General features: G+C 51.7%; 20 protein-coding genes and 2 tRNA genes. 7 read left to right on the plus strand and 15 right to left on the minus strand.

Features of this window, described 5'->3' with window-relative positions; all coding sequences use genetic code 11:
* Window positions 1-4 precede the first annotated feature (4 nt).
* Window positions 5-1,048, minus strand: a complete 1,044-nt coding sequence (locus tag HVE01_RS17640) for a patatin-like phospholipase family protein (RefSeq protein WP_125746634.1) — start codon at window positions 1,046-1,048, stop codon at window positions 5-7.
* A gap of 34 nt (window positions 1,049-1,082) precedes the next feature.
* Entirely contained in the window at window positions 1,083-1,961 is an 879-nt protein-coding gene (locus HVE01_RS17645; protein WP_146945237.1) for an alpha/beta fold hydrolase, read from the minus strand.
* 494 nt (window positions 1,962-2,455) lie between these two features.
* Between HVE01_RS17645 and HVE01_RS17650 the strand changes: the two genes are divergently transcribed.
* The gene (locus tag HVE01_RS17650; RefSeq protein WP_146945246.1) at window positions 2,456-2,881 is read left to right on the plus strand and encodes a LexA family protein; all 426 of its coding nucleotides are present in this window, start codon (window positions 2,456-2,458) and stop codon (window positions 2,879-2,881) included.
* On the plus strand, window positions 2,878-4,224 hold the full coding sequence (locus tag HVE01_RS17655; protein ID WP_125746630.1) for a Y-family DNA polymerase: 1,347 nt from the start codon (window positions 2,878-2,880) through the stop codon (window positions 4,222-4,224). The genes HVE01_RS17650 and HVE01_RS17655 overlap by 4 nt, the downstream gene beginning before the upstream one ends.
* Here HVE01_RS17655 and HVE01_RS17660 read toward each other — a convergent pair.
* Window positions 4,186-5,649 carry a sodium-dependent transporter gene (locus tag HVE01_RS17660; RefSeq protein ID WP_125746628.1) on the minus strand — a complete coding sequence of 488 codons (1,464 nt, stop codon included), beginning with the start codon at window positions 5,647-5,649 and terminating at the stop codon, window positions 4,186-4,188. The genes HVE01_RS17655 and HVE01_RS17660 overlap by 39 nt on opposite strands.
* 157 nt (window positions 5,650-5,806) lie before the next feature.
* Here HVE01_RS17660 and HVE01_RS17665 point away from each other — a divergent pair, with 157 nt between their 5' ends.
* Together HVE01_RS17665 and HVE01_RS17670 are read left to right on the plus strand one after the other, a co-directional pair.
* On the plus strand, window positions 5,807-7,093 hold the full coding sequence (locus tag HVE01_RS17665) for a M20/M25/M40 family metallo-hydrolase (RefSeq protein WP_146945238.1): 1,287 nt from the start codon (window positions 5,807-5,809) through the stop codon (window positions 7,091-7,093).
* A 967-nt stretch (window positions 7,094-8,060) separates the two neighbouring features.
* Complete coding sequence (locus HVE01_RS17670) at window positions 8,061-8,861, plus strand: MipA/OmpV family protein (protein WP_146945239.1); 801 nt, start codon at window positions 8,061-8,063, stop codon at window positions 8,859-8,861.
* A 237-nt stretch (window positions 8,862-9,098) separates the two neighbouring features.
* On the opposite strand, the gene pdxR is transcribed toward HVE01_RS17670, so the two are convergent.
* A complete protein-coding gene (pdxR, locus tag HVE01_RS17675; protein WP_186808870.1) occupies window positions 9,099-10,565 on the minus strand; it encodes a MocR-like pyridoxine biosynthesis transcription factor PdxR in 1,467 nt (488 codons plus the stop codon).
* 106 nt (window positions 10,566-10,671) lie between these two features.
* On the opposite strand from pdxR, the gene HVE01_RS17680 reads away from it, so the two are divergent.
* Both HVE01_RS17680 and HVE01_RS17685 read left to right on the plus strand, forming a co-directional pair.
* Entirely contained in the window at window positions 10,672-11,448 is a 777-nt protein-coding gene (locus HVE01_RS17680; RefSeq protein WP_125746622.1) for an aldolase, read from the plus strand.
* Window positions 11,449-11,458: 10 nt separating this feature from the next.
* Entirely contained in the window at window positions 11,459-12,340 is an 882-nt protein-coding gene (locus tag HVE01_RS17685; protein WP_146945240.1) for a dihydrodipicolinate synthase family protein, read from the plus strand.
* Window positions 12,341-13,047: 707 nt separating this feature from the next.
* On the opposite strand, the gene HVE01_RS17690 is transcribed toward HVE01_RS17685, so the two are convergent.
* Both HVE01_RS17690 and HVE01_RS17695 read right to left on the minus strand, forming a co-directional pair.
* Window positions 13,048-13,734, minus strand: a complete 687-nt coding sequence (locus tag HVE01_RS17690; RefSeq protein ID WP_125746618.1) for a type 1 glutamine amidotransferase domain-containing protein — start codon at window positions 13,732-13,734, stop codon at window positions 13,048-13,050.
* 108 nt (window positions 13,735-13,842) lie between these two features.
* A complete protein-coding gene (locus HVE01_RS17695; RefSeq protein WP_125746616.1) occupies window positions 13,843-14,580 on the minus strand; it encodes a MauE/DoxX family redox-associated membrane protein in 738 nt (245 codons plus the stop codon).
* Window positions 14,581-14,739: 159 nt separating this feature from the next.
* Between HVE01_RS17695 and HVE01_RS17700 the strand changes: the two genes are divergently transcribed.
* Entirely contained in the window at window positions 14,740-15,525 is a 786-nt protein-coding gene (locus tag HVE01_RS17700; RefSeq protein WP_146945241.1) for a CLCA_X family protein, read from the plus strand.
* 671 nt (window positions 15,526-16,196) lie between these two features.
* On the opposite strand, the gene HVE01_RS17710 is transcribed toward HVE01_RS17700, so the two are convergent.
* From HVE01_RS17710 to HVE01_RS17750, 9 genes are all read right to left on the minus strand, one after another.
* Complete coding sequence (locus HVE01_RS17710) at window positions 16,197-16,463, minus strand: hypothetical protein (protein ID WP_146945242.1); 267 nt, start codon at window positions 16,461-16,463, stop codon at window positions 16,197-16,199.
* Between the two features lie 450 nt (window positions 16,464-16,913).
* The gene (locus tag HVE01_RS17715; protein ID WP_146945243.1) at window positions 16,914-17,678 is read right to left on the minus strand and encodes an SDR family oxidoreductase; all 765 of its coding nucleotides are present in this window, start codon (window positions 17,676-17,678) and stop codon (window positions 16,914-16,916) included.
* A gap of 344 nt (window positions 17,679-18,022) precedes the next feature.
* A tRNA-Ser gene (locus HVE01_RS17720) sits at window positions 18,023-18,110 on the minus strand.
* A gap of 93 nt (window positions 18,111-18,203) precedes the next feature.
* Window positions 18,204-18,722, minus strand: a complete 519-nt coding sequence (locus HVE01_RS17725) for a YiiD C-terminal domain-containing protein (RefSeq protein WP_146945244.1) — start codon at window positions 18,720-18,722, stop codon at window positions 18,204-18,206.
* A gap of 5 nt (window positions 18,723-18,727) precedes the next feature.
* On the minus strand, window positions 18,728-19,288 hold the full coding sequence (locus HVE01_RS17730; protein ID WP_125746608.1) for a nitroreductase family protein: 561 nt from the start codon (window positions 19,286-19,288) through the stop codon (window positions 18,728-18,730).
* A gap of 47 nt (window positions 19,289-19,335) precedes the next feature.
* Window positions 19,336-20,169: an NADPH-dependent 7-cyano-7-deazaguanine reductase QueF gene (gene queF / locus HVE01_RS17735; RefSeq protein ID WP_125746606.1), complete on the minus strand. Its 834-nt coding sequence runs from the start codon at window positions 20,167-20,169 to the stop codon at window positions 19,336-19,338.
* Window positions 20,170-20,269: 100 nt separating this feature from the next.
* A complete protein-coding gene (locus HVE01_RS17740) occupies window positions 20,270-21,043 on the minus strand; it encodes an ABC transporter permease (RefSeq protein WP_038482594.1) in 774 nt (257 codons plus the stop codon).
* Window positions 21,040-22,002: an ABC transporter ATP-binding protein gene (locus HVE01_RS17745; protein ID WP_146945245.1), complete on the minus strand. Its 963-nt coding sequence runs from the start codon at window positions 22,000-22,002 to the stop codon at window positions 21,040-21,042. Before HVE01_RS17745 ends, HVE01_RS17740 begins: the two co-directional genes overlap by 4 nt.
* A gap of 333 nt (window positions 22,003-22,335) precedes the next feature.
* A tRNA-Gly gene (locus HVE01_RS17750) sits at window positions 22,336-22,410 on the minus strand.
* Window positions 22,411-22,443: the final 33 nt, after the last annotated feature.

Here is a 22,443-nt window from a genome sequence, read left to right on the forward strand (position 1 = left end):
TATGTCACTCGGTCGCATCCGACGCAATGCTAGGCATGCGGCGCTCTAACGCTTCATCAGCAAGATGCCGACCCAGCCGAATTAACTCGTTGGCGCGGTGAAACTCGTAAGTGCTGCAAACAGTTTTGGGAATTTCGATCAATACATCCGGCGGATAGCCTGCGATTTTATATTTCGCCAGCGCCGCCTGGGTGATATCAAACGACTCTAGAATCATATCGAGCTTGCCCCATTCACGCCGACCACGCAGGTCAACGGTTTCATCAACATCGTTCTCTTCACCATTGCTACCCCCCAACCCATCCCACAGACGGCGCGTGGTGGCACGCACATCGTCCATCCAACCGCCAATATTAGCATCACGGTCGCGCTCTAACGCAGTGCGGCTGTCGCTTGTATCTTCGCTGGGTAACAACTCTGCTAAGGTGATCGGTTGTGGGCTGTGCGCCGTCACGTTAACCGCCACGACAAAATCAGCTTCGTGGGTGGCTAATATCGGCATGATCGGCAGTGGGTTTAGCAAGCCGCCATCAACGAGTACCTGCCCCCCCACATGTACCGGCGTAATCACGCCGGGGACTGCAATAGAAGCACGGATTGCCTGGAGTAAAGGGCCGTTTTGAAACCACACTTCACGTTGACGAATCAGATCCGTCGCGACGGTCGTTACCGGAATAGGCAGGTCCTCGATCAGCATATCGCCGACCAGCTCTTCTAACTTGCTCATGACCTTATTCGCGCGCATGGCGCCCATCGGGCTCCAGGTCACATCGACCAGTTTGAGCACGTCTAAATAGTCCAGGTTACACACCCACTCACGGTATTCAGGCAGCTTTCCAGCGGCATAGATACCAGCAATTAGCGCGCCCATAGAGCAACCGGCAATCGAAATTATCTCGAAGCCGCGCGCTTCTAATGCTTCGATAACACCGATATGGGCATAGCCCCTTGCCCCTCCACTCCCTAACACCAGCGCAACCTTATTACCGCCATTCAAGCCGCTGCTTGCCACAGGTGCTTTAACAACATGCGCTACTTTTTTCTTCATCGTCATCTTCCTAACGCGAGCAATCAGGTACCCGCTACGCTTGCTGACTGATTGTGCTGGCCACGCGATGAACCGATTGTGGCTCAAGGTGCAGATGATGGCCACCCGCGAGTACATGGCGCGTTAACTGTGGTACTGCTTGGCGCGCTTTTGCTGCCCAATCCCGTTCGCCTAAAATACCTCGCTCCCCCTCTATCAATAGCACCGGGGCTTGAATCTCCGCCAGTAGCGCCAACACCTGCTGGGGCGTAAAGCGCACCAAAGAAGGCTTTAGTAAACGGCTATCAGTGCGCATTTGCACATGCCCATCGGCAGTGGCCTGGGTGTTACGCTCGACAAGTGGCGTGGCGGTGATGCTGTCCAGCGGCGTGACACCTCCGGCTACCCGCGCGGCAACTGCACTCTCAACATCGGGATAACGAGGAGGACGGGAAAGCGGCCGCCGATAGGCCACTAGCCCTTTACGTAGTTGGCTGGCCGTCTCTTCAGCAGGTGTATTTAATGCGCCTAAGCCATCTAACAGAATTAGCTTATCCACCTTCTCAGGCAACGCTGCCGAGACTAGGCAAGCCACGGCGGCCCCCATCGAGTGAGCAAGTAGCGTCGCCTTTTCGATCTCTAATGACTCCATGGTATCCAGCACGTCGTGGGTATAGTCCCATAGTGCATAGTCGCTTCCTGCAGGCGCATGAGCTGAGTGCCCGTGACCACGGAAGTCGATCGCTACAATGCGAATATCCAGTGCTTTTACCAACAGCGGCGCCAGCCGGCTGAAGCTCGCCGCGTTGTCTAGCCAACCATGCAGCGCCACCCAAGTAGGCGCAGTGCTACGCCCCCAGCTAAGCGCCGCCAGCCGACCATTCGCCAGGGAAAGTGGCTGCGCAGCGGTAGCAACGTGGATCGATTCATTCATAAACAGGATCTCTTAAAGGCCGGATAACCAAGCAATGTTATATACGTCAGATGACGCTCTAAGACGTAAACGTTACCATGCTAAGCGCAGCGCATCTGCCGCTTTATGCGGTTAACGCTTGCGTGCTGCGACTACTTCGAAATGCTCTTAACGATGATGACCAACAGGAAAATGACTATGAAACCACGTCGTGACACCCGCGCTCGCAATCTTGTGTTCTTGATTACCGTGATCAGTGCGTTGGTGGTTGGCCTGTGGCTTGCTCGCTAAGCCAATAGCTCCCTTGAGCCAATACTTCCCAGACACACAGCGCTGAGCATCGCTTGCAATTTTTCTCCCATGAATAAATACTGCTCTCAAATACTGGTTATAAAAACAGTATAAAAGTACATTATTTATTCATGAGGATGCCGATGATGCCGTCCCAACCCGCCTCATCAGAAACAGCCACGTTTACAACAAGTACGTTAACAACGAGTACATTTCCAACAACGATGGTTGCGACAGCCCTGCCGTTAACCTCTCAGCCGTTGCCATTTCCAACGTTACACGGCCGTGCTGGGTTTAGCGGCTTCCCCTCACCTGCTCAAGATTACGAACCACGCACGTTGGATCTCAATGAGCGGTTGATTAAACACCCCAACCATACGTTTTATCTCACCGCCGCGGGCGACAGCATGGAAGGCTGGGGGATATTTGAAGGTGATTTACTGGTGGTAGATCGCAGTATACCGCCCCGCTTAGGGCATATCCTGGTCGCCATGTTTGAAGAGGAAGTACTGATAAAGCGTTATGCGCTCTATCAAGGCACGCCACACCTCTGCTCGGCACATCCCCACTATCCACCGCTGCCGTTAGAAGAGACAAACTGCCAGCTATGGGGGGTGGTACGCGCTGTGGTGCATGAGTATTTGCCATGATTGGCCTTGTTGATGCCAATAATTTTTATGTTTCCTGCGAGCGCGTTTTTAACCCCGCGCTTGAAGGCAAACCCGTGGGGGTGATGTCGAATAACGATGGCTGTGTGATTGCCCGTTCGGCCGAAATGAAGGCCTTGGAAATTCCCATGGGCACTCCCTCTTTTCAGTTGGAAGGTTTGCGCCGACGGGGAGAGATTCACTTACTGTCATCTAACTACGAGCTATATGGCGACATGTCCGCACGGCTCGCCCAGCTACTGCGGGATGCCTGTCCAGACGTCGCGCCTTACTCTATTGATGAAATGTTTATCTACCTGGATGGCTTCAGCGACGCTCAATGCCAAGCGCTCGGGGAAGTTGTCCGCCGCCGTGTTCGCCGCTATTTAGGGCTGCCCGTATGCGTAGGGCTGGCACCTACCCATACGCTAGCCAAGCTCGCTAATCACGTTGCCAAACAGCAGCCTCACTACCAAGGCGTCTGCCTACTCACTGCCAATAGCCCGGCCACGATGGCGCTGCTTAAACAGCTGCCGGTGAATGACGTATGGGGCGTCGGCAGACGCTTAGCAGAACGGCTTGCAGTGAGTGGTATTCGCACGGCGTGGCAGTTGCGGGAGTGCGATCCAAAACAGCTTCGCAAACGATTTTCAGTGGTGCTTGCACGCACAGTGTTAGAGCTACGTGGCACCTCCTGCTTGGAAATGAACGCACTAGAAGCGCCGCGTCAGCGTATTATGACATCACGCTCTTTTGGCCAAGCAACCGGGGTAAAAGCGGAGTTGCACGCAGCGCTGCGCCGCCATGCTCAGCGTAGTGCCGAAAAACTGCGCCAGCAGAAAAGCCTTACCCGCGCCGTGTTACTGTTTCTAAACACCAACCGCCATCGTAAAGACCAGCCTCAGCTTTCACCTAGCGCGATGATTCCACTGGCATCGCCAAGTGACGATACCCGCATCATTTTAGAAGCCGTCCGCGAAGGGTTGGAACAGATGTATCGGCCGGGTTTTCAGTTTATCAAAGCCGGTGTCATGCTATTGGACTTAGTCGATGCACAGCAGTATCAGCTTTCGCTGTTGCAGCCTTCACATAAAGCGCACCCGCACTTAATGAACACCGTTGACGCGATTAACCAGCGCATGGGGCAAGGCACGATTCGTTTTGGAATGACAGAAGCGGAAGCACCGTGGCAGTTGCGCTGTGCACACCGCTCTAACCGTTACACCACCTGCTGGGACGAACTCATGGAGGCAGGCACTCACCCTGGCGCCATTGCAGCTGCCAGGGCGAAGCGTGAACAACAGCGGCTAGCGCGAGCGCAGCGCTTGGCGCAGCCGCGGGCTTAGAGTCTCCCCCACTGCGACCATGACCAGCAAAATCGCTAGCAGCCACGGCCAATGCACCGCGAACGAAACTTGGTAAAGCCCCAAGGCATCAGCAAAGATAACCAAAATACCCAACGGACTAACGTAGCGCACCATGGTCAGCCATAGCGTATAAGGCAACGGTGCGAGGCCCAGTTCGTCGCGGAAGGTTTCGCTTTTCAGCACAAATCCCGCCAACACGACCGTACCCAGGCCACCCAGCGGCATCATCCAGCGCGAGGTCAAATAATCCAGCCAGTCAAAGAAGTTTTTACCCGCCAGTGTCCAATCAGCGCCCAGGTTAAACGATAGCATCGCCAGCGTGCTGATCAGCCATAGCACGATGCCCGTCGCCCAAGAGGCCGATTTACGGGTCATGCCTTTGTTGTCGCATAACCACGACACCGTGGCTTCCACCATCGAAATAGACGAGGTCAGCGCCGCCATCGAGAGCATCAAGAAAAACAGAATGCCAAATAACGTGCCCATGGGCATCGCCTGGAAGGCCAATGGCAAGCTCATAAAGATAAGCCCCGGCCCTTCGCCAGGATTCATCCCGTTAGCAAAAATAACCGGGAAGATCGCCAGCCCCGCCATTAGCGCAACCACGGTATCAGCAATGGCCACGCTTATCGTGGTACGCCCAATGGATGCACCTTTGGGCAAGTAGCTACCGTAGGTCAGAATCGCACCGGATGCCAACGACAAGGTGAAAAAGGCATGGCCCAACGCCGCCAGCATGCCTTCACTGGAGAGGCTTCCCGCGTTGAACGAGAACAAGAAACTCACTGCCTCGCCAAACCCACCGGAAAACACCCCGAAGATAATCAGCAGAATGAGCATGAGCACCAGCCCGGGCATCATCCAACTGACGTTTTTCTCGATACCTTCCTGAACGCCTTTGCCCACAATCACCATGGTCAGCACTGCCACCAGGGTGCTCCAACCGCCCAGAATAAACGGGTTGGCATTATTGGCTCCAAAGACCGCCGCCATGTCATCAACGCTACTGCCTGCGAGGCCACCGGTGAGCATTTTCCATAAATAGGAGAACGACCAACCTGCGACCACGACATAAAACGACAGAATCATAAAGCCGCAAAGCATCGCCATCCAACCAATCAGCGACCAGGCAGAAGAGCGGCCAGACTCATTGACGACACGCCGTATCGCATCAATCGGGCTGCCGCGCCCACGCCGACCAAAGGCAATTTCGGTCATCATCACTGGAACGCCAACGGCTAAAATGCACGCCAGATACACCAGCACAAAGGCCCCACCACCATACTCCCCGGTGATATAGGGGAATTTCCAAATATTGCCCAGCCCCACCGCCGAACCGGTGGCTGCCAGCATAAAGCCCCAGCGGCCCAGCCACTGAGTGCGAGGTTGCCCAGAAGACGCCATGACCTTCCACCTTGTCAGAAAAAAGCGCCTATCCTAGAGGATTTTATAACCAAAGCCCAAAATTCTTGTCTCACTCGGCGAACCAGCCATGCACATCTGAAGCAAGAATCTGGCAGACTAGTAAGCGATAAACACCACCCAACGGAGAGTGCTTAACATGAGCGACAGCGCCAAACCCTGGACGCAACCCATGCCCGACGCGCAGTTCAACATCATGCGCGACATTCTTGCCGCCCCTAGCCCGGTAGGCCTGGAAGGCGCCATGACCTACGGCGTACTGAAGCCCTACTTTGAAAGCTTCGCACCCAGCGGCTGGCATCTGCATCAGTTTAAAGGCAATGCTGGCGTAGTGCTGGACACCCACCCTGATCGCGATGACATGTTCAAAGTGATGATCATCGGCCATGCAGACAAAATTCGCATGCAGGTTCGCTCGATTGGCGAAGACGGCAAGATCTGGATCAACACTGACTCCTTCTTGCCCACCGTACTTATCGGCCATGAAGTGAAGCTATTCAGCGAAGATCCTGACGCTCCCGGCAGCTACCGCTGCATCCAAGGCGGTACAGTAGAAGCCCTGGGCGCTATTCACTTTTCTGATCCTGCACAGCGCGATGGCAGCAAAGGTATCAAAAAAGAGCAGATCTACCTGGACCTGCAAATCCATGGCGAAAATAAAAAGCAGCAAGTACTGAATTTAGGCGTTCGCCCGGGTGATTCGATTATTTTTGACCGCCCCATTCGCCCTGGTTTTAGCCCGAATACCTTCTACGGCGCTTACCTGGATAATGGCTTGGGCTGCTTTGTTACCGCAGAAGTGGCAAAGTTAATCGCAGCAGCTGGCGGCACCGAAAACGTACGCGTACTGTTTGCCATTGCCAGCTACGAAGAAATTGGCCGTTTCGGCAGCCGCGTATTGGCTGGTGAACTAAAGCCAGACGCACTGATTGGCGTAGACGTTAACCATGACTACGTAGCCGCCCCCGGTATTGGTGATAAACGCATGCAGCCGCTGGAAATGGGCAAAGGCTTCACGATGTCTGTAGGCTCGATTGCCAGCGAACAGCTCAACCGCATTATCGCCAGCGCTGCCAAAGAGCAGGATATCCCCCTACAGCGGGACATCGTCGGTGTGGATACGGGTACTGATGGCATGGCAGGCGTGCTGGCCTCGATTGATAGTGCAGCTACCTCAATCGGCTTCCCGATCCGCAACATGCACACTATTTCCGAAACCGGCAACACCCAGGATGTGCTCGCAGCAATTCACGCGCTGACCCACACCTTAAAAGCATTGGATGCCCTGCCTGACCTGCAGCGGGAGTTCCTGGACAACCATCCACGGCTCGACCAAGCCAGCCCGCTTAGCCATCAGGGCAGCGACAAACCTGATACTGATGAAGCCCCAAAAACGTCAAAGCCCAAAAAAGCAAAAAAGCCGTGAAAAGAAAGTTAGTGAAGAGCTAGTGAAGAGCTAGTGAAGAGCTAGTGAAGAACAAGTGTAGCCAAGCACTAGCCTAAAAAAGCCCCGGCCATTCCTGGCCGGGGCAGCAGTATTTCCTCCATAATCCTTCTTCACAAACGTCCTGTTCGTGCATCCCTGGTTTAAACAAGCCATCCTGCTTGTTCGTCCTTAACACTTTTCCTTGTGTTGCTACCTACCTTGAACCTCATATATGTCAAAAACATTAACCTGGGCTATCAAAACATAAGTTTTTTAAATTTTTCACGACCTGCTCACCAATAGATAGCAGCTTATATAAATAGCGAACTAGCCGTTTGCTGTTTATACTTTTTAAGCATCGTCACGGATGCATTTCTACACGGACGTTACCACGACTGAGCCCATTAACTCGCTTGCAGTAGGAGGTCAGCGTGAGACATATCATGATCAGCCCGACAGTCTATGGCGTGGATATTATTTGCCGCCACTGCGGCAACGCAGAATCCTCGACAACGTCGTACCTAAAACGATTTCGCCTTGAGGGCACTGGCAAAAACAGCGCGACACTACGCTGTATGAATTGCCAAACGGCGGTATCCACACCATTAAGCAAACTCAGCGCACTGTTTTATCATCACGCTTGTTAGCTAGCAGTGCCGTTTGCTCATAAAAAAACCCCGACCATCGCACTGGCCGGGGTTTTATCAGTTCCTCCCTGATCTTTCTTCACGAACCTCCTGTTCATGCATCCTTGTGCACCACAAGCACTCCTTGCTTGCACTTCCCTATAGCGCTATCCCTGCGCCATGTGCACACAGTGAGCCCTATAGCCGTTGAGTTATCTAACCTAAGCTATGAAATAGAAAATAGTTTCAACTCATGAGCCACACAGGTCTCTAGAGTGCTTGCAGTAGCTTGAAACAAAAACATACAATCTCGCAGGTTTAAACAATTTAAAGGACACCCCGTGACGACTCTCGTTTCTCGTGCGACTCAAAGCACTTCTAACGATAAGGGCCTCACCCCCTGGTTAGCAGCGGCTTTCATTAGCATCGCATTCGCTGCCCCCGCCTTGGGGGACAGCTGGGAAGGCAGTATAGGCGCAGGCGTAACCTACTCACCTGATTACCTGGGCAGCGACGACTATGAAACACAAGCGTGGCCTGTCCTTAACCTGACGTACGGCGATCAGCTCTCAATCAATGTGCGCGACGGTATTGAGTGGCACGCTATCCGTAGCGGAAACTGGACCGCATCTCCGTTCATTGGCTACACCTTTGGGCGAGACAACAAGGGCGATATCAGCCGGTTTGAAAAAGTCGATGACGGAGCCACGTTAGGCTTGCGGATTAGCTATCAGCAAGGGTTCTGGCGTTATAGCGTTGCAGGCAGTACGCCGGTAAGCGGTGACGTTGAAGGCGCGAAATTTTCCGCCAATGCTGTTATGCGTATGCCTGTGAGTGAACGGACATTTTTCACGCTATCGCCCAGCGTTACCTATTCAAACGAGAAGTGGACCGAGTCGCTATTTGGCGTATCAATGCAAGACAGCGTAAGTAGCGGCGTGGCTGCTTATAACCCAGACAGCGGTTACTGGCGAATGGGGGTGAATGCCAGCCTTAGCTATTTCCTAACGCCTGAATGGACTGCTACCGGTTTCGTAGGCGCAACCCACTTGACTGGCAGCGCGGCCGACAGCCCAATCGTTGATGAACTAGGTAGCGATTGGCAAGCTCTCACCGGAGTATCGCTAAGCTATCGTTTTTAAAATCGGTCGTTTTTATAATCGACCGTTTTTAACATAGGCAGTTGGCCATGCCTTAATAAGGCTAGCTTTTGGGGCGTACGGATTTAATGGTTGATGGGGCACTTTAGCCCTATCAACCTGATACTGCCCTCAGATGGTTGACAGAATCCTCCCGTAGCCGAGCTCCTCTGCCCTGTGGTGTGTCGACATAACAAAGCAGAAACTAAACACTCATACCTGCCTCCTGTTGACTCCTACTCATTCTGATACAAGCAGGGCCTTTGAAAGCTGTTCTACTGACTGCGTAATCTCAGCTTTACTCAATGCTCCGAACCCAAACCTTAGGTGGGTCGGTATAATCTGATCATCGTTGTAAACGGTGCTTAAAGTTGAGTCTTTGCCGGGAAGCTGTTCCAGTACCTTCCCATTAACAAGCTTTGAAATATTTACCCATATAGCCATTCCTCCTGTAGGCAGCTTAAAAGAAACCTTATCACCAAAAAAACGGACGAATTCTTCTGCAGCGAAATTACGCCTTGCCTCATACTCCTTGCGCGTTTTTCTGATATGACGCCTGACTTCGCCTGATTCCATCAGATTTGAAAGCACAAGTTCAGATACCGCATTACCCTGCCTGTCAATCAATACGATTTCCTGTGCGGCACGCTCAATAAACTGAGCATCGGCCGCCATATATCCAAGTCTTAGACCAGGAGCAAAGACCTTCGACATTGAACCTATATGAACAACATTCTCAGAGTTCGGTAGGCTTGCGAGCGGAGGAATTGGGTTCGTTTCATAGTGAAACTCATGATCATAGTCATCTTCCAGAACCGCAAACTTGTATGTTTTGGAGAGTTCCAGAAGTACCAGCCGCCTGCTCATGTGCATACAAACAGTTGTAGGATATTGATGATGGGGGGTGACATAAATGGCTGCGACTGAATGTTCAGCCAGTATCTCTCTCAAGTGTTCTATATCTAACCCTTTATCATCAAGCCTGCACTTCAAGACTTTAAAGCCATTTGACTCAAACGCAGCTCTAGCGGGCAAATAACAAAGGTCCTCCATGACAATGGCACCTTTTCCCGGATCCAAAATACGAGAAGCGAGATAAATCCCCATTTGACTCCCTCTGACAACACAAACCTGCTCGGCAGAGCAGTTCATAAAACGGTCGCCGGATAGCATTTTCGCGATCGATTTCCGCAATTCAATGCTCCCTTTAGGGTCGCCATAACCCAGCTTTGATTGACGGCTAAGGTCTATACACACCCGTCGATAGGTTCGCGCGAGCAGCTCATAAGGGATAAGACGAGAGTCCGGAGTACCATCATTCATTATCGGCATGTCGTTATAAGAGCCGCGTGCCTCCTGGTAGAGTATTTCAACCAGCTCCGAGGCCGATTTTGTCCTGTCGGTACTGTTGACCAAGTAGTGGTCTGACGTGGACAGTCCTTGCTCGGGAAGGATTTCAGAAACAAACGTACCCGACCTAGAGCGTGTCACCAGCCACCCCTGAGCTTCCAGTTCTTCGTATACCTGCTGTACGGTTTTCCGATTAACGCCTAGTTGCTCGGCTAAAACGCGGGACCCCGGCAACATGCTGCCGGGCGTCAGCCGCCCTTCCTTAATATCCGCCGTTAACGTGTTCAACAGCTTTGAATGCAAAGTTTTACCAGAGCTGTCTTTCAGCCACAGCTGAGTTTGCCAAGGTCTTAACATGTCACCCCCTCTTCTGGACCACTTAAATTAAAAAAACTGGCCCTTATTAAGGGTCCAAAACGGCGATATTGTACAACCATTATCAAAGCCACCTGAGGAAAAAAGCATGAAGACCGCCACTAAAGCAAAACAGGAACTAATGCAGATTGCAGAAAGCAATATGCAAGAGCGTATACAAGACATAGAGCTGACTGTTCGTGAAAAACTCGCGCTGACATGCCGAATCCTGTTCGATAAAGGTCACGATTCAGGCTTGGCAGGCCAGATTACCTGCCGTAGTGAGCAGCCCAATACTTTTCTAACTCAACGACTGGGTTTGGGGTTTGATGAAATTACAGCCGAAAACTTGTTAATCGTGGATCATGACCTCGAACTATTGGCTGGCAAAGGCATGCCCAACCCAGCCAACCGTTTCCATACTTGGATCTATAAAGAGCACCCAGAAGTTAATTGCATCATTCATACCCACCCTACCCATGTGGCCGCATTGTCGATGCTAGAAGTACCACTGATCATTTCCCAAATGGACACTGCCGCTTTGTACAACGATTGCTCGTTCGTTGCTGAATGGCCAGGCGTCCCTGTTGGAAATGAAGAGGGCGTATTAATTTCAAAGGCGCTGGGTAATAACCGAGCTGTATTTCTTGCCCACCACGGACAACTTGTAACCGGCAAAACGATTGAAGAGGCCTGTAACTTGGCCATCCTGATCGAGCGAGCGGCAAAACTGCAGCTTCTAGCAATGTCTGCTGGTCAAATTAAGCCCTTACCTCATGACCTGGCCCAGGAAGCACATGACTGGGTATCGTCCGACAAACGAAACAAAGTGAATTTTGCTTACTACGCAAGACAGGCTCTAAAAAATCACCAAAACTGCATTTAAGGGGTAAGTCATGAACTTATCAGGCATCATTGGCTATCCGGTAACTCCCTTTAGCCAAAATAATAAACAGGTAGATCTCAACAAACTCGGTAGCGTGATAGATGTGCTGCTTGAAGCCAAAGTAGATGCTATTGCTGCATTAGGCAGTGCCGGTGAGGCCGCCTATTTGAGTGAAGAGGAGTGGAAGCAGGTCGCTGAATACACTGTGAAGTATGTTGCAGGTAGGGTACCTGTGGTCATTGGTATCGCAGAGCTTACCACCGAGCAAGCCGTTAAATACGCGCAGCATGCTCATAACATCGAGGCCGATGTCATTATGCTCTCTCCATTTTCGTATTATAAATTGAGCGAAGCTGAAATCTTCCAGCACTACGAAGCAGTCTCAAGCGCAAGCCCGCTGCCCATAATGGTTTATAACAACCCCGCTACCTGTGGCGTGGATATGAGTCCCGAATTCATGCTTAAAATGGTCGACAGCATACAGAATGCATGCATGATCAAGGAAAGCACTGGCGACATACAACGAATGCACAAGATCTACACATTATCGGATGGCAAAGTGCCCTTCTTTAATGGCTGTAACCATATGGCGTTAGAGGCTCTCAATGCAGGTGCCAGCGGTTGGTGTACAGCAGCTCCTTGCCTGATAGGCGATAAACCGAAACAACTGTTCGACGCGGTCAAGAGCGGTGACAATGAGAAGGCTAAGGCACTGTTTTACCAGCAATACGAGTTTCTTGAATTTATCGTTTCATTCGGCCTAGCAGCAGCAATTAAATCAGGGCTTACACTTCAAGGAAAAGAAGCAGGTAACCCAAGAAAACCGCTTCTTCCTTTAAACAAGACAGCGCAGCAGCGGCTTCAAAGTATGTTGGACAATCTGAATCAATAGAAGATAGAAATAGTGATATACGATGATTTTCAGTCCAAATGGCTGCTCTTAAGCAGCCGTTTATTACGCTCGATTTCGTGAACTTTGTCAGGGCTAATCGACAACGGACCGATCACCCTACAGCTTCGAGCGTTGTCTGACTGCTGCAAACTCTTGGATAGCTAGTTTTAACCTTTGGAGCCTACCACTCAACGACTACTCATGTCTTTCACGGGTAAGCTCCTTCCCCTTCAAAACCATTCCATTAACCCCTTCCTTTTAGCTCTTTGAGGTTTATTCCTTTTTCGCATTACAAAGCATGTAATGCGCACCGCCTTATTTTGACTTGATGCATCTCAACAGCTTCATCAAGAGGTACTTTAAGCTCATTAAAAACACTCATAATGAAACCTCTTCCTTAAGTCATTTAGTAAGCTTTTTAAGCTCGGCTTTTTATATCCTTGTTAAACTATCCTTCGTAGACGTTGGGTAAGCTAACACCAGATAAATGAAATCTACTAAAGCCAAAAAACAAATAACCCTAGCACCACCACTTTAGATGAGTTATCCCAAAATCACGATTACCAATGGTAGGCACATCACAATGGCCAAGACCAGGATGTCGGCACTGCTGGAAATGACTGCTTGAGCATGGCTTTCATAGTTGCATATGAAAACGGCGGGCATCATGCCCGCCGTCATGCTTTCTAACGCTAAAAAAGAACTACTTAACGCGCCAGCCATGCCATCAGTGCTTCAGCAGTAGCCGCAGAAGAAGGTGGATTTTGACCGGTAATTAGCTGGCCGTCTTCACGCACATACGGTGTAAAATCATCTGCTTTGCTGTAAATAGCGCCGTTCTGTTGCAACGCATCTTCCACCAAATGCGGGACAATATTCGTCAGGCCGACCGCCTCTTCTTCGCCGTTGGTAAAGCCTGTGACTTGACGCCCTTTTACCAGTGGTTCACCACTGCTGTTTTTTGCATTAATCAACACGATGGGCGCATGGCAAACCGATGCCACTGGCTTGCCCTGGGCAATAAAGTTTTCGATCAGCTGGATAGAGTCTTTATCGTCAACCAAGTCCCACAGCGGGCCATGGCCACCAGGGTAGAACACAGCATCGAAATCATCAGCACTCATATCGCTAAGGCGGTGCGTTGCCGCTAGCGCCGCGTTCGCTTCATCATCTTGCTTAAAGCGCCGCGTTTCATCGGTTTGGCTATCGTCTGCGTCACTTTTTGGGTCAAGTGGCGGCTGCCCTCCGTTTGGCGAGGCCAGCGTTACGTCTGCACCAGCATCTTTAAAGACATAGTAAGGCGCTGCTAGCTCTTCTAACCAAAAGCCAGTTTTTTCGCCGGTGTCTCCTAACTGATCATGGGAGGTCAACACCACTAAAATACGCTTGCTCATCTAATAACTCCTAAGTGTGAAGCGTGCGATAGCGTCTCGCGTTACTTATCCTACCTTGGGGCGTGTTTTCCGGGTTGCAAGGCGCATAACCTTTTCTACTCACTTGCGTTACAGCAGACTCTTCAGCGGCATCCATAACCCCATGGCGATCATGACAAGGTTTTCCGTCAGCGAAATAAAGCCCAGCGGCACATTGCTATTCCCTCCCGCACAGGCACATTTCAGTTCTCGCTTATCGATATACACCGCCTTAATCACCGACACAGCACCCACCGTACCAATGAACAGTGCCAGCGGCGCTGCCAGCCAGATCAATGCCCCCGCCAGCATCAAGACACCCGCCAGGGTTTCCGCATAGGGGTAAACATACCCATAGGGCACATAGCGCTTGGCCAGCAAATCGTAATTCAGAAACATGGTGCTGAAGCTTTCCACGTCTTGAAGCTTCTGCAATCCAAGCAACACCATGGCACTAGCCACTGCATATTCAGGTAATCGCGCCGTCAATAGCGCCCCATGGGCCAGCCAGCTAATCGCCAAACCAATCAACAACGCCGTGGCAAAAATGGCGATCACTGGCCGATAGGATGTTTCCTGAGCACTCGGCACGCTTAACCCCAAATAATCGCGCACCTCTTCATAGCCACCGATGCGCTTATCATCAATATAGGTTTGCGGCGTCGTACCGACCTGCTCTTTCGCTTTAAATGCATCGGTTTCGTCGCGGGATGTTAACGGGTGGTCATGCACCTCGTAGCCCTTACGCTGCAGCAATGAAACGGTTTTCAAACCAAAAGGGCACTGGTGCGCATCTGTTTTCATGCGATAAACATGTGCCGTTGCCATACTTCCTCCCTGTTGTGCAACAAAGTGCAGTCCATCATTCGCTGCCTAGGTATAAGGGTAGACACCTTAGCCAGTCTTGCCGAACAGCCTTTGGCGCTGACTCGTTACCTTCGATAAGATAACGCGGTGAACTTCTTTTTTTAGGTTAGCGAGCACGCCGTGAGCATTGAAGCGCGAGAGTTTTATCGCCAAGGGCCAATGCACCGCCCAGAGCGTGCCAGCAACTTTGCGCTGATCCGTCGCCAGTTCGATTTTCGCTCAATTGAAATAGGCCGCTGGGTGACCACCGCCGAGCGCGACCGCGCCGCCGAGCTTTTTCACGATGCGCTGTGCGATTTAATGCTAATCCTGCACGGTAATGAAGCACTGATTTCGCTGCGTGGCTCGTTAGCCCTACAGTACGGCTGCGGCGGTAGGCCCGGCGTTTCTGCCCATTACGCCCCCAGCCAGCGCAGCTTTTCGCTCGCCAAGAATGCAGGGCCTGGCAGCATTGCCCACGAATGGTTTCACGCCTTCGATCACTACATTGCCCAGAAGTGTTTTTACAACGTGCCCGCTAGCGCCTTCGCCTCGGCGGCATGGCTAGCAGATGCAGCCCCGATTAATCACCCGCTCAACCAGCGCCTACTCACCTGCTTCCACGCTATTCTGCTTCACCCCGACGGCCAGCAGCCCAGCGCGCTTTTCAACCACTCCACCGCCATGGACAAAGCACTCGGCCAGCTCTATTACAGCAAACCAGAAGAGCTATGCGCCCGAGCCTTTGAAGCCTTCGTGCAAGACGCCAGCATCAAAAACCACTTCCTGGTGAAAGGCACCAAAACCTCCACTGAGGCAGCACGCGGCCTCTACCCACAAGGCGAACAGCGCGAACGCATCAACGCGCTATTCAGCGCCTATTTTGCCAGCTTGGGGAAAGCACTCAGCAAAGAGAGCCGCTCATAAAACGTGAGTTGTGCGAAACACGCCAATGACGACTACGCTTCAATGACACTCATTTCTCAAAGGAAGAGAAAAATGCCCTCTACTACAACCATTGTGGTTATCGTTGTTGTGATCGTTGCCGTCACAGGGATAGGTTTCAGCGGCCTACTCCCCTTTTAAGGGGAAGTGCCCCCTCACCGTGGCCACCTCATCGCCGAGTACTGGGCGACTGAGGGGCTACAGTGGCTGGTCGAAACTATTTATACCTAACGGCCAAAAGCGTTATACCTAACGGCCAAAAGCGCATATTACATGCGCGCTGGTTTAACGCCACCGAGCACGCGCGGCTACGAAATGAAGGCGAAGTCGCAATGTAGCAGATGTCGTCATGATTGGCATGGTTAAGGCTTGCGCGTCATAGTTGTACGGAGTTTCCGTACGTAATGATGGAGTTATGCATTTTATCAGTGTAAACAAAATCCAGAGACAATCTGAAAAGCCTTGTAGAACAAGTTATTAGTAGACACGCGCCCCTTAAAGTGACACGTCGTGCCGGAGAGAGGCTTTCGTGATCATAATTGCTGACGACTGGGAAAGAGAGCAAGAAACCCTCCATGTCCTTCAAAACCAAGACCTGATAGGAGCAGATGCTCGCCCGAGGGCTCTAAAGTCGAGTTTTTCATCAGAGACACTCATAGGAGTTTCCATTTGAGCAAGATGGCCGCAAGTGCAGGAACGGCATATAAAAAAAACATAATCGGCAGCTCTTCTGCTACCGAGTAGCCCGCTTTATTCACACCAACCCACAGGTTGAATCCAGTCAATGCCAGCCACAGAACCAAGAAGGCAGAGGTGGCTACGGTTCCCGCCGAGGGAAAGTAGTTCGAAAATAGCTTGGCCATGATGAATGAAACAGCCAGGAGCAAAAAACCCGAGAGGATGAAGAGACCAGTGCGCATACGATTCCTTAATGATGTGAATATTAAAGTGAAATACGTAAGTGAGTCTGCTACTGCCAATCATGAGGCCTGATGCTCAGCGTGACCTTTTGGCTAAGCTAAAAAGGTGACCAAACCTAACAGGAAAAGACTCAATGAACTTTTACAATAGCACTCATCGTCATTCCCGTATTCTTTTAGCGGGAATCCATTTTGACCTTGGGCTTGGTGGCTTCGGCTGAAAGGGCAAGGTGGATTCCCGAAGCCCCCACTCGGGAATAACGGTTCTGAGGGATTTCAGGATTGACGCTGTATCTCTACCGCTGAATCATCACCGCAATGGATAAAGAAACGTCCCTTGGCCGTGCTGGCGGATGAAAACTCGAACCAGCCTCGGCCAGATTTGAGGCGACCATCGTCATTGCCCGATTAGTCAAATGATTCAGTCATAGCCTGACATGGCACAGCCTCTCAGACACGATTTATGGATACGCCGCCATCTACCAGCATCGCAGAACCTGTTGTGAAACTGGAGGCATCAGATGCTAAGTACAATGCGGATTGAGCAATTTCCTCGGGGGTCGCCATACGCTTGAGAGCATGCAAGTTATGCACAAACGCCAATGCTTCCGGCGTATTGGCAAATTCACGTCCCGCTGGTGTATCAGTACCACCGGGCAGAAGGGCGTTGACCCGGATATTCTGAGGCCCATGCTCTGACGCCAACACTTGAGTCAACCCAATAAGGCCCGCCTTGCTGGCTGCGTAGGCAGCCATGCCAGGAATACCTGCGGTGTAACCAACGAAGGTAGAGGTGAAAATTAATGAACCTCCTTTTCGGGCAGCCATGGCGGGCAGTTGGTACTTGGCGCCCAAAAATGCGCTGGTTAAGTTGGTCGCAATAACCTGATTCCAGTCCGTATGCGACATCTCCGGCACAGGGCCCATAGCACCCAGGATAGCCGCATTGTTAAAAGCGATATCCAACCCGCCAAAGTGACTTACCGCCTTATCTACCAACGCTTTGGCAAAAGCTTCCTCGCCAACGTCGCCCGCTAGTGCCAGTACCTGCCCGCCTTCCCCGTTGATTGCGTCCGCAAGGTCATCAAGCTCCTTTTGTCGCCTTGCGGCCACCACGACGGCAGCTCCTTCTTTCGCAAAAAGCTTCGCGGCTGCGTAACCAATTCCGGTGCTGGCACCGGTCACAATAGCGACTTTATTGGCAAGCATAGTCATCGTTATTCCTCTAGAATCTGTTTACTATAAAAGGACATACGCCCAAACAGATGCCATATTAGGAGACCGAACGACTACTGCCGACCCGAATCTTGCTGTACTTCAATTACGCTATAACAGTTTATTAGTGCGCATACGCGTAAACATTATCGTCAGCCTTTGAAAATTGCGTATAAAAACAAACACAAAAACAATAAACCATTGTTTTATTTATATTTATCAGCAACTCTGTCACCTTTCATGGGCAAAAACAGGACTAACGTAGCGCAAACTGCATGTGGATAACTTAAATGGCAGGCACAAAAAATCCCGCTGATTGCTCAGCGGGCTTTTTCTATATTCTGTGGCGGAGAGGGAGGGATTCGAACCCTCGAAGCCTTTCGACTTACACACTTTCCAGGCGTGCTCCTTCGACCACTCGGACACCTCTCCACTTTTTTGCTCGGTTGTTAAGGCGTTGCCTTTCCCAACAGAACGGCGCATATTCTATGGTCTAAGACCTAAAATAGCAAGCCTTTTAAAGATTTAAGCAACAGGCAGCACGGCATAGCGTCCGCTGGCTTCCAGGCAGAGCGTGTCGCCACAGTAGAGCTGCTGGGTGAGTGCAATGCTGCCCCTGCCCCGCGCATTAAGCTTTTCCGCTAGCTGCTCAGGGCCTTCGGGGGCGCTGGGAGTGCAAATGATGCGGTAGTCGCTAGTGACTGGCGCAAGAAAGCGCTGACTGGCTTCGGCCACTACCACATCCTGCGCCCGCCCTTGGGTACGCAGCCATAGCGTTACCCAACACCAGCCCTGCAGCGTGGTTTGCGCCGTTAGCGCGCCGCCAAAGCCTGTGCCTTTGTCGTTTAAGTTAGGGCTAAGCGCTAGCTGCCACATCAACGCCCCGCCCTCTCGGGCGGGGCTTTGGGACATGCTCTGAATTCCCAGCGCGCCCACCATGGGAATTGCTTCCCCTAGCCACTGCTGAAAGGCGGCAAGGTCTTCCTGGATTTCAGGGAGTGGCAAACGCGGGTAAGGCACTCCAGGATGACGTGACTGGCTCATGACCGTTAATCCCAACGCTCTACAAAGTCGTCCACATTGTGCTGAGGTAGCGGCTTATGGCGACCGGCCAAGCTACCCAGATAGATAAACGCAACCACTTCGTCATTTTCGTCTAGCGATAGACCTTTACGCACCACGGGGTCAAAGGCGTACTTACCGCTGCGCCACATGGCACCTAACCCTTGCGCATGGGCGGCCAGCAGAATGCCGTGGGCGGCGCAGCCAGCTGAAATCACCTGCTCCATTTTCGGCACACCCGGAATATCTGGGGTGACCTTGGCAATCACAGCAATGATCATCGGCGCACGCAGCGGTTTTTTACGGGCGGAATTTAGCGTGTCATCGCTGGCACTGGGGTCTTCTTGAAACTCTGCTTCTGCAAACAGCTCACCCAGGCGCTCGCGCCCTTCGCCGATAAATTCGATAAACCGCCAGGGACGCAGCTCTTTATGGTCTGGGGCACGCAGCGCGGCTTGGTAGATAGCGCTGAGCTGGTCGGCACTGGGCGCAGGCTCGGTGAGTTTCCCCATAGAGCTACGTTCGTGAAGCAGCGTGAGTGCGTCCATGATGACTCCCCTTTTATTGATCGTTGAGCGCTAGGTTAGCGCCGTTGTTACTGCCTTGCTAGGCGCAATGGGCTGGGCGGCGTTAATCCTGGAGTTGCTCGCCATGGGCTAATATCAAGCCCGCCACGGCGCACATAACGGGCCAGCACTAGTAGCTCTTCAGGCTTAGCCAGTTGCATCAGGTCGGTAAAAATATGCTCGACACAGTGCTCGTGAAAGTCCTGGTGCTGACGATAACCGATTAGGTAGCGTAGCAGCCCTTCACGGTCGATTTTAGGGCCTTTGTAGCGAATTAATACACTGCCCCAATCAGGCTGGCCAGTCACAGGGCAGTTAGATTTAAGTAGATGGGAGTGCAGTGTCTCTTCAACAATCTCTTCGCTGACGACCAAATGCGCTGCACTGGGCGTGTAGTCGCTGATATCGATATCCAGGTCATCCAGGCATTCGCCCGGCAAGCGCTGGGGGGCAAGCTCAGCGTCGTCTACACCTAATAGCTCTACGCTCACAGAAGCACCTGCCGCGGCGGCCAGGTCGCGCACAAGCACACGCTGAACCGCTTCTCGGCTTTCAAAGCGCGTTTGATTTAGGCTATTGAGATAGAGCTTCCAGGATTTAGACTCGATCAGGCTGGGTGAATCCGCAGGCAGGCGGAAACGGGCAACCGCCACAATGGGTTTACCACGGTTATTCAACCAGGAAACTTCAAACGCGTGCCACTCATCTTCCCCAACAAACGGAAGCTTACTGTCTTCAATGCCCAATGGGGCGCGGTTCGCAGCCCTGGGAATAGGATACAACAGCCCAGCGTCATACTGTTCTGGGTAGGCGGAATCGCGCCCTAAGGGCGCGTGTTCTAAGGTATCGGGGCGGTGTGCCATGACTAGTTACTCTCTTGACTAGTTACTCTCTTGACTAGTTACTCTCTTGACCAGTTATGCTTGATTAGTAGCGCGCTTTCTACTGGGCGTTATCACACGTCTAACTGCGAATGCCTTTGCCGCGCTCTAGCATGGTAAGCGCCACCATAAACAGCACAACGATAAAGGCAAAGATAGCGGCCAACGCCCAGACGACTGGAATATCAGAAACGCCTAAAAAGCCGTAGCGGAAGACGTTCACCATATACAGTATTGGGTTGAGCATGGAGACGCCTTGCCAGAAATCGGGCAGCATCGAAATCGAGTAAAACACGCCGCCTAAATATGTCAGCGGGGTCAAAATAAACGTCGGCACGATGGAGATATCATCGAACTTATTGGCCAGCAGCGCGTTAATAAAACCGCCGATGGAAAACAGTGCCGAGGTCAGCACAACGACCAGCACCGTGAGCAGTGGATGCTCGACAGTTAAACGGGTAAAAAACAGCGATACCAACGTAACAATTAACCCCACCCCCAAGCCGCGGGCCATACCGCCCAAAATAAAGCCGGATAAGATCACCCAGTTAGGCATGGGAGAGACCATCATCTCTTCGATAGAGCGCTGAAACTTATTGGAAAAGAAGCTAGAGGCCACGTTGGAGTAACTGTTGGTGATCACCGACATCATAATCAGCCCTGGCACAATGAAGTCCATGTAGCTGAAGCCGTCCATATCGCCAATGCGCGAACCAATCAAGTTACCGAAAATGATGAAGTACATCGCCATGGTGATTGATGGCGGCAGCAAGGTTTGCGGCCAAATCCGCGTAAAGCGTTTGATCTCTTTAAGCACTAAGGTCCACAGCGCAATGAGGGTCTGCGTTGCATTCATATCCGCGCCTCCTGCTGCTTACGTTGATCAATCGCTTGCTGGCTACTTTCCACCATGGAAACAAACATCTCCTCTAAGCGGTTGGCGCGGTTGCGCATGGAAACCACGTTTAGCCCCTGTTCGCTTAAGGCACTGAACACGTCGTTAAGCTGCTGACCACGATGAATCACTAACGCCAGTTGGGAAGGCTCGATTTGCTGAATTTCAAACCCTTCAACGACGGGCGCTTGCTCAACCGGGGCGGACAAGTCGAGCAGGAAGGTTTCAGTGTTCAGCTCGGTCAACAGTTCACGCACACTGGTGTTACGCACGATTTCGCCTTGATTGATAATGGCGATATTGCGACACAAGCTTTCGGCTTCTTCGAGATAGTGTGTTGTGAGAATAATGGTAGTGCCTTCATCGCGATTAATACGCCGCATGTATTCCCACATACTGCGACGCAGCTCGATATCGACCCCTGCCGTTGGCTCATCAAGAATCAGTAACTTCGGACGATGCATCAGCGCACGGGCAATCATCAAACGACGCTTCATACCGCCCGAAAGCATACGCGCACTGCCGTTACGCTTGTCCCATAGCCCAAGGTCAGTGAGCAGCTGCTTAGCACGGGGCAACGCCTCATTACGGGTCATTCCGTAATACCCCGCCTGGGCCAAAATGATATCAATGACCTTTTCAAACTGGTTGAAATTGAACTCCTGGGGCACCACGCCAAGCTGGTATTTGGCTTTCGCGAAATCTTTATCGATGTCGATACCAAAAATCGACACCTTACCGGCGGATTTCTGCACCAGCGAGCAGACCACCCCCAGGGTGGTCGACTTACCCGCTCCGTTAGGCCCTAACAAAGCAAAAAAATCGCCCTGCTGGACGTCCAAATCAATACCTTTTAACGCTTGAAAGCCGTTGCCATACACTTTTGTGAGGCCACGGATAGACAATGCCGGTTCGGCCATGAATATGTCCTGTCAGCAAATGGGGAGCACAAGAAAAACAAGTTAGACGAGAGGATATCGGGGCATCCGTATATTTTTTCAAGTCGCTCGAAAGACGGCCACGCGAAAATATCGCCAATTGATGTGCGATACAGTGTTCAAAACATAGGAAAAAAGTAACAAAGGGGAAGAAAAGGAGTGTTTTTTTGGAGCGTGAAAAGAAATCGATCAGACTGGCGCTCCAGCTATCGACCTTTGGCACTTGTGTAAAACCGTTGTTTGGAGCGGGAAAAGAGATTCGACCGGGCTGGCGTTCCAGCTCTCGACCCTTGGCACCTATGTAAAACCGTTGTATGGAGCGGGAAAAGAGATTCGAACTCTCGACCCTCGCCTTGGCAAGGCGATGCTCTACCACTGAGCTATTCCCGCGTACAACAAACAGTGCTACGAAAAATGCGAGAT

It is taken from the genome of Vreelandella venusta (genome assembly GCF_007989605.1).
Lineage (GTDB): Bacteria > Pseudomonadota > Gammaproteobacteria > Pseudomonadales > Halomonadaceae > Vreelandella > Vreelandella venusta.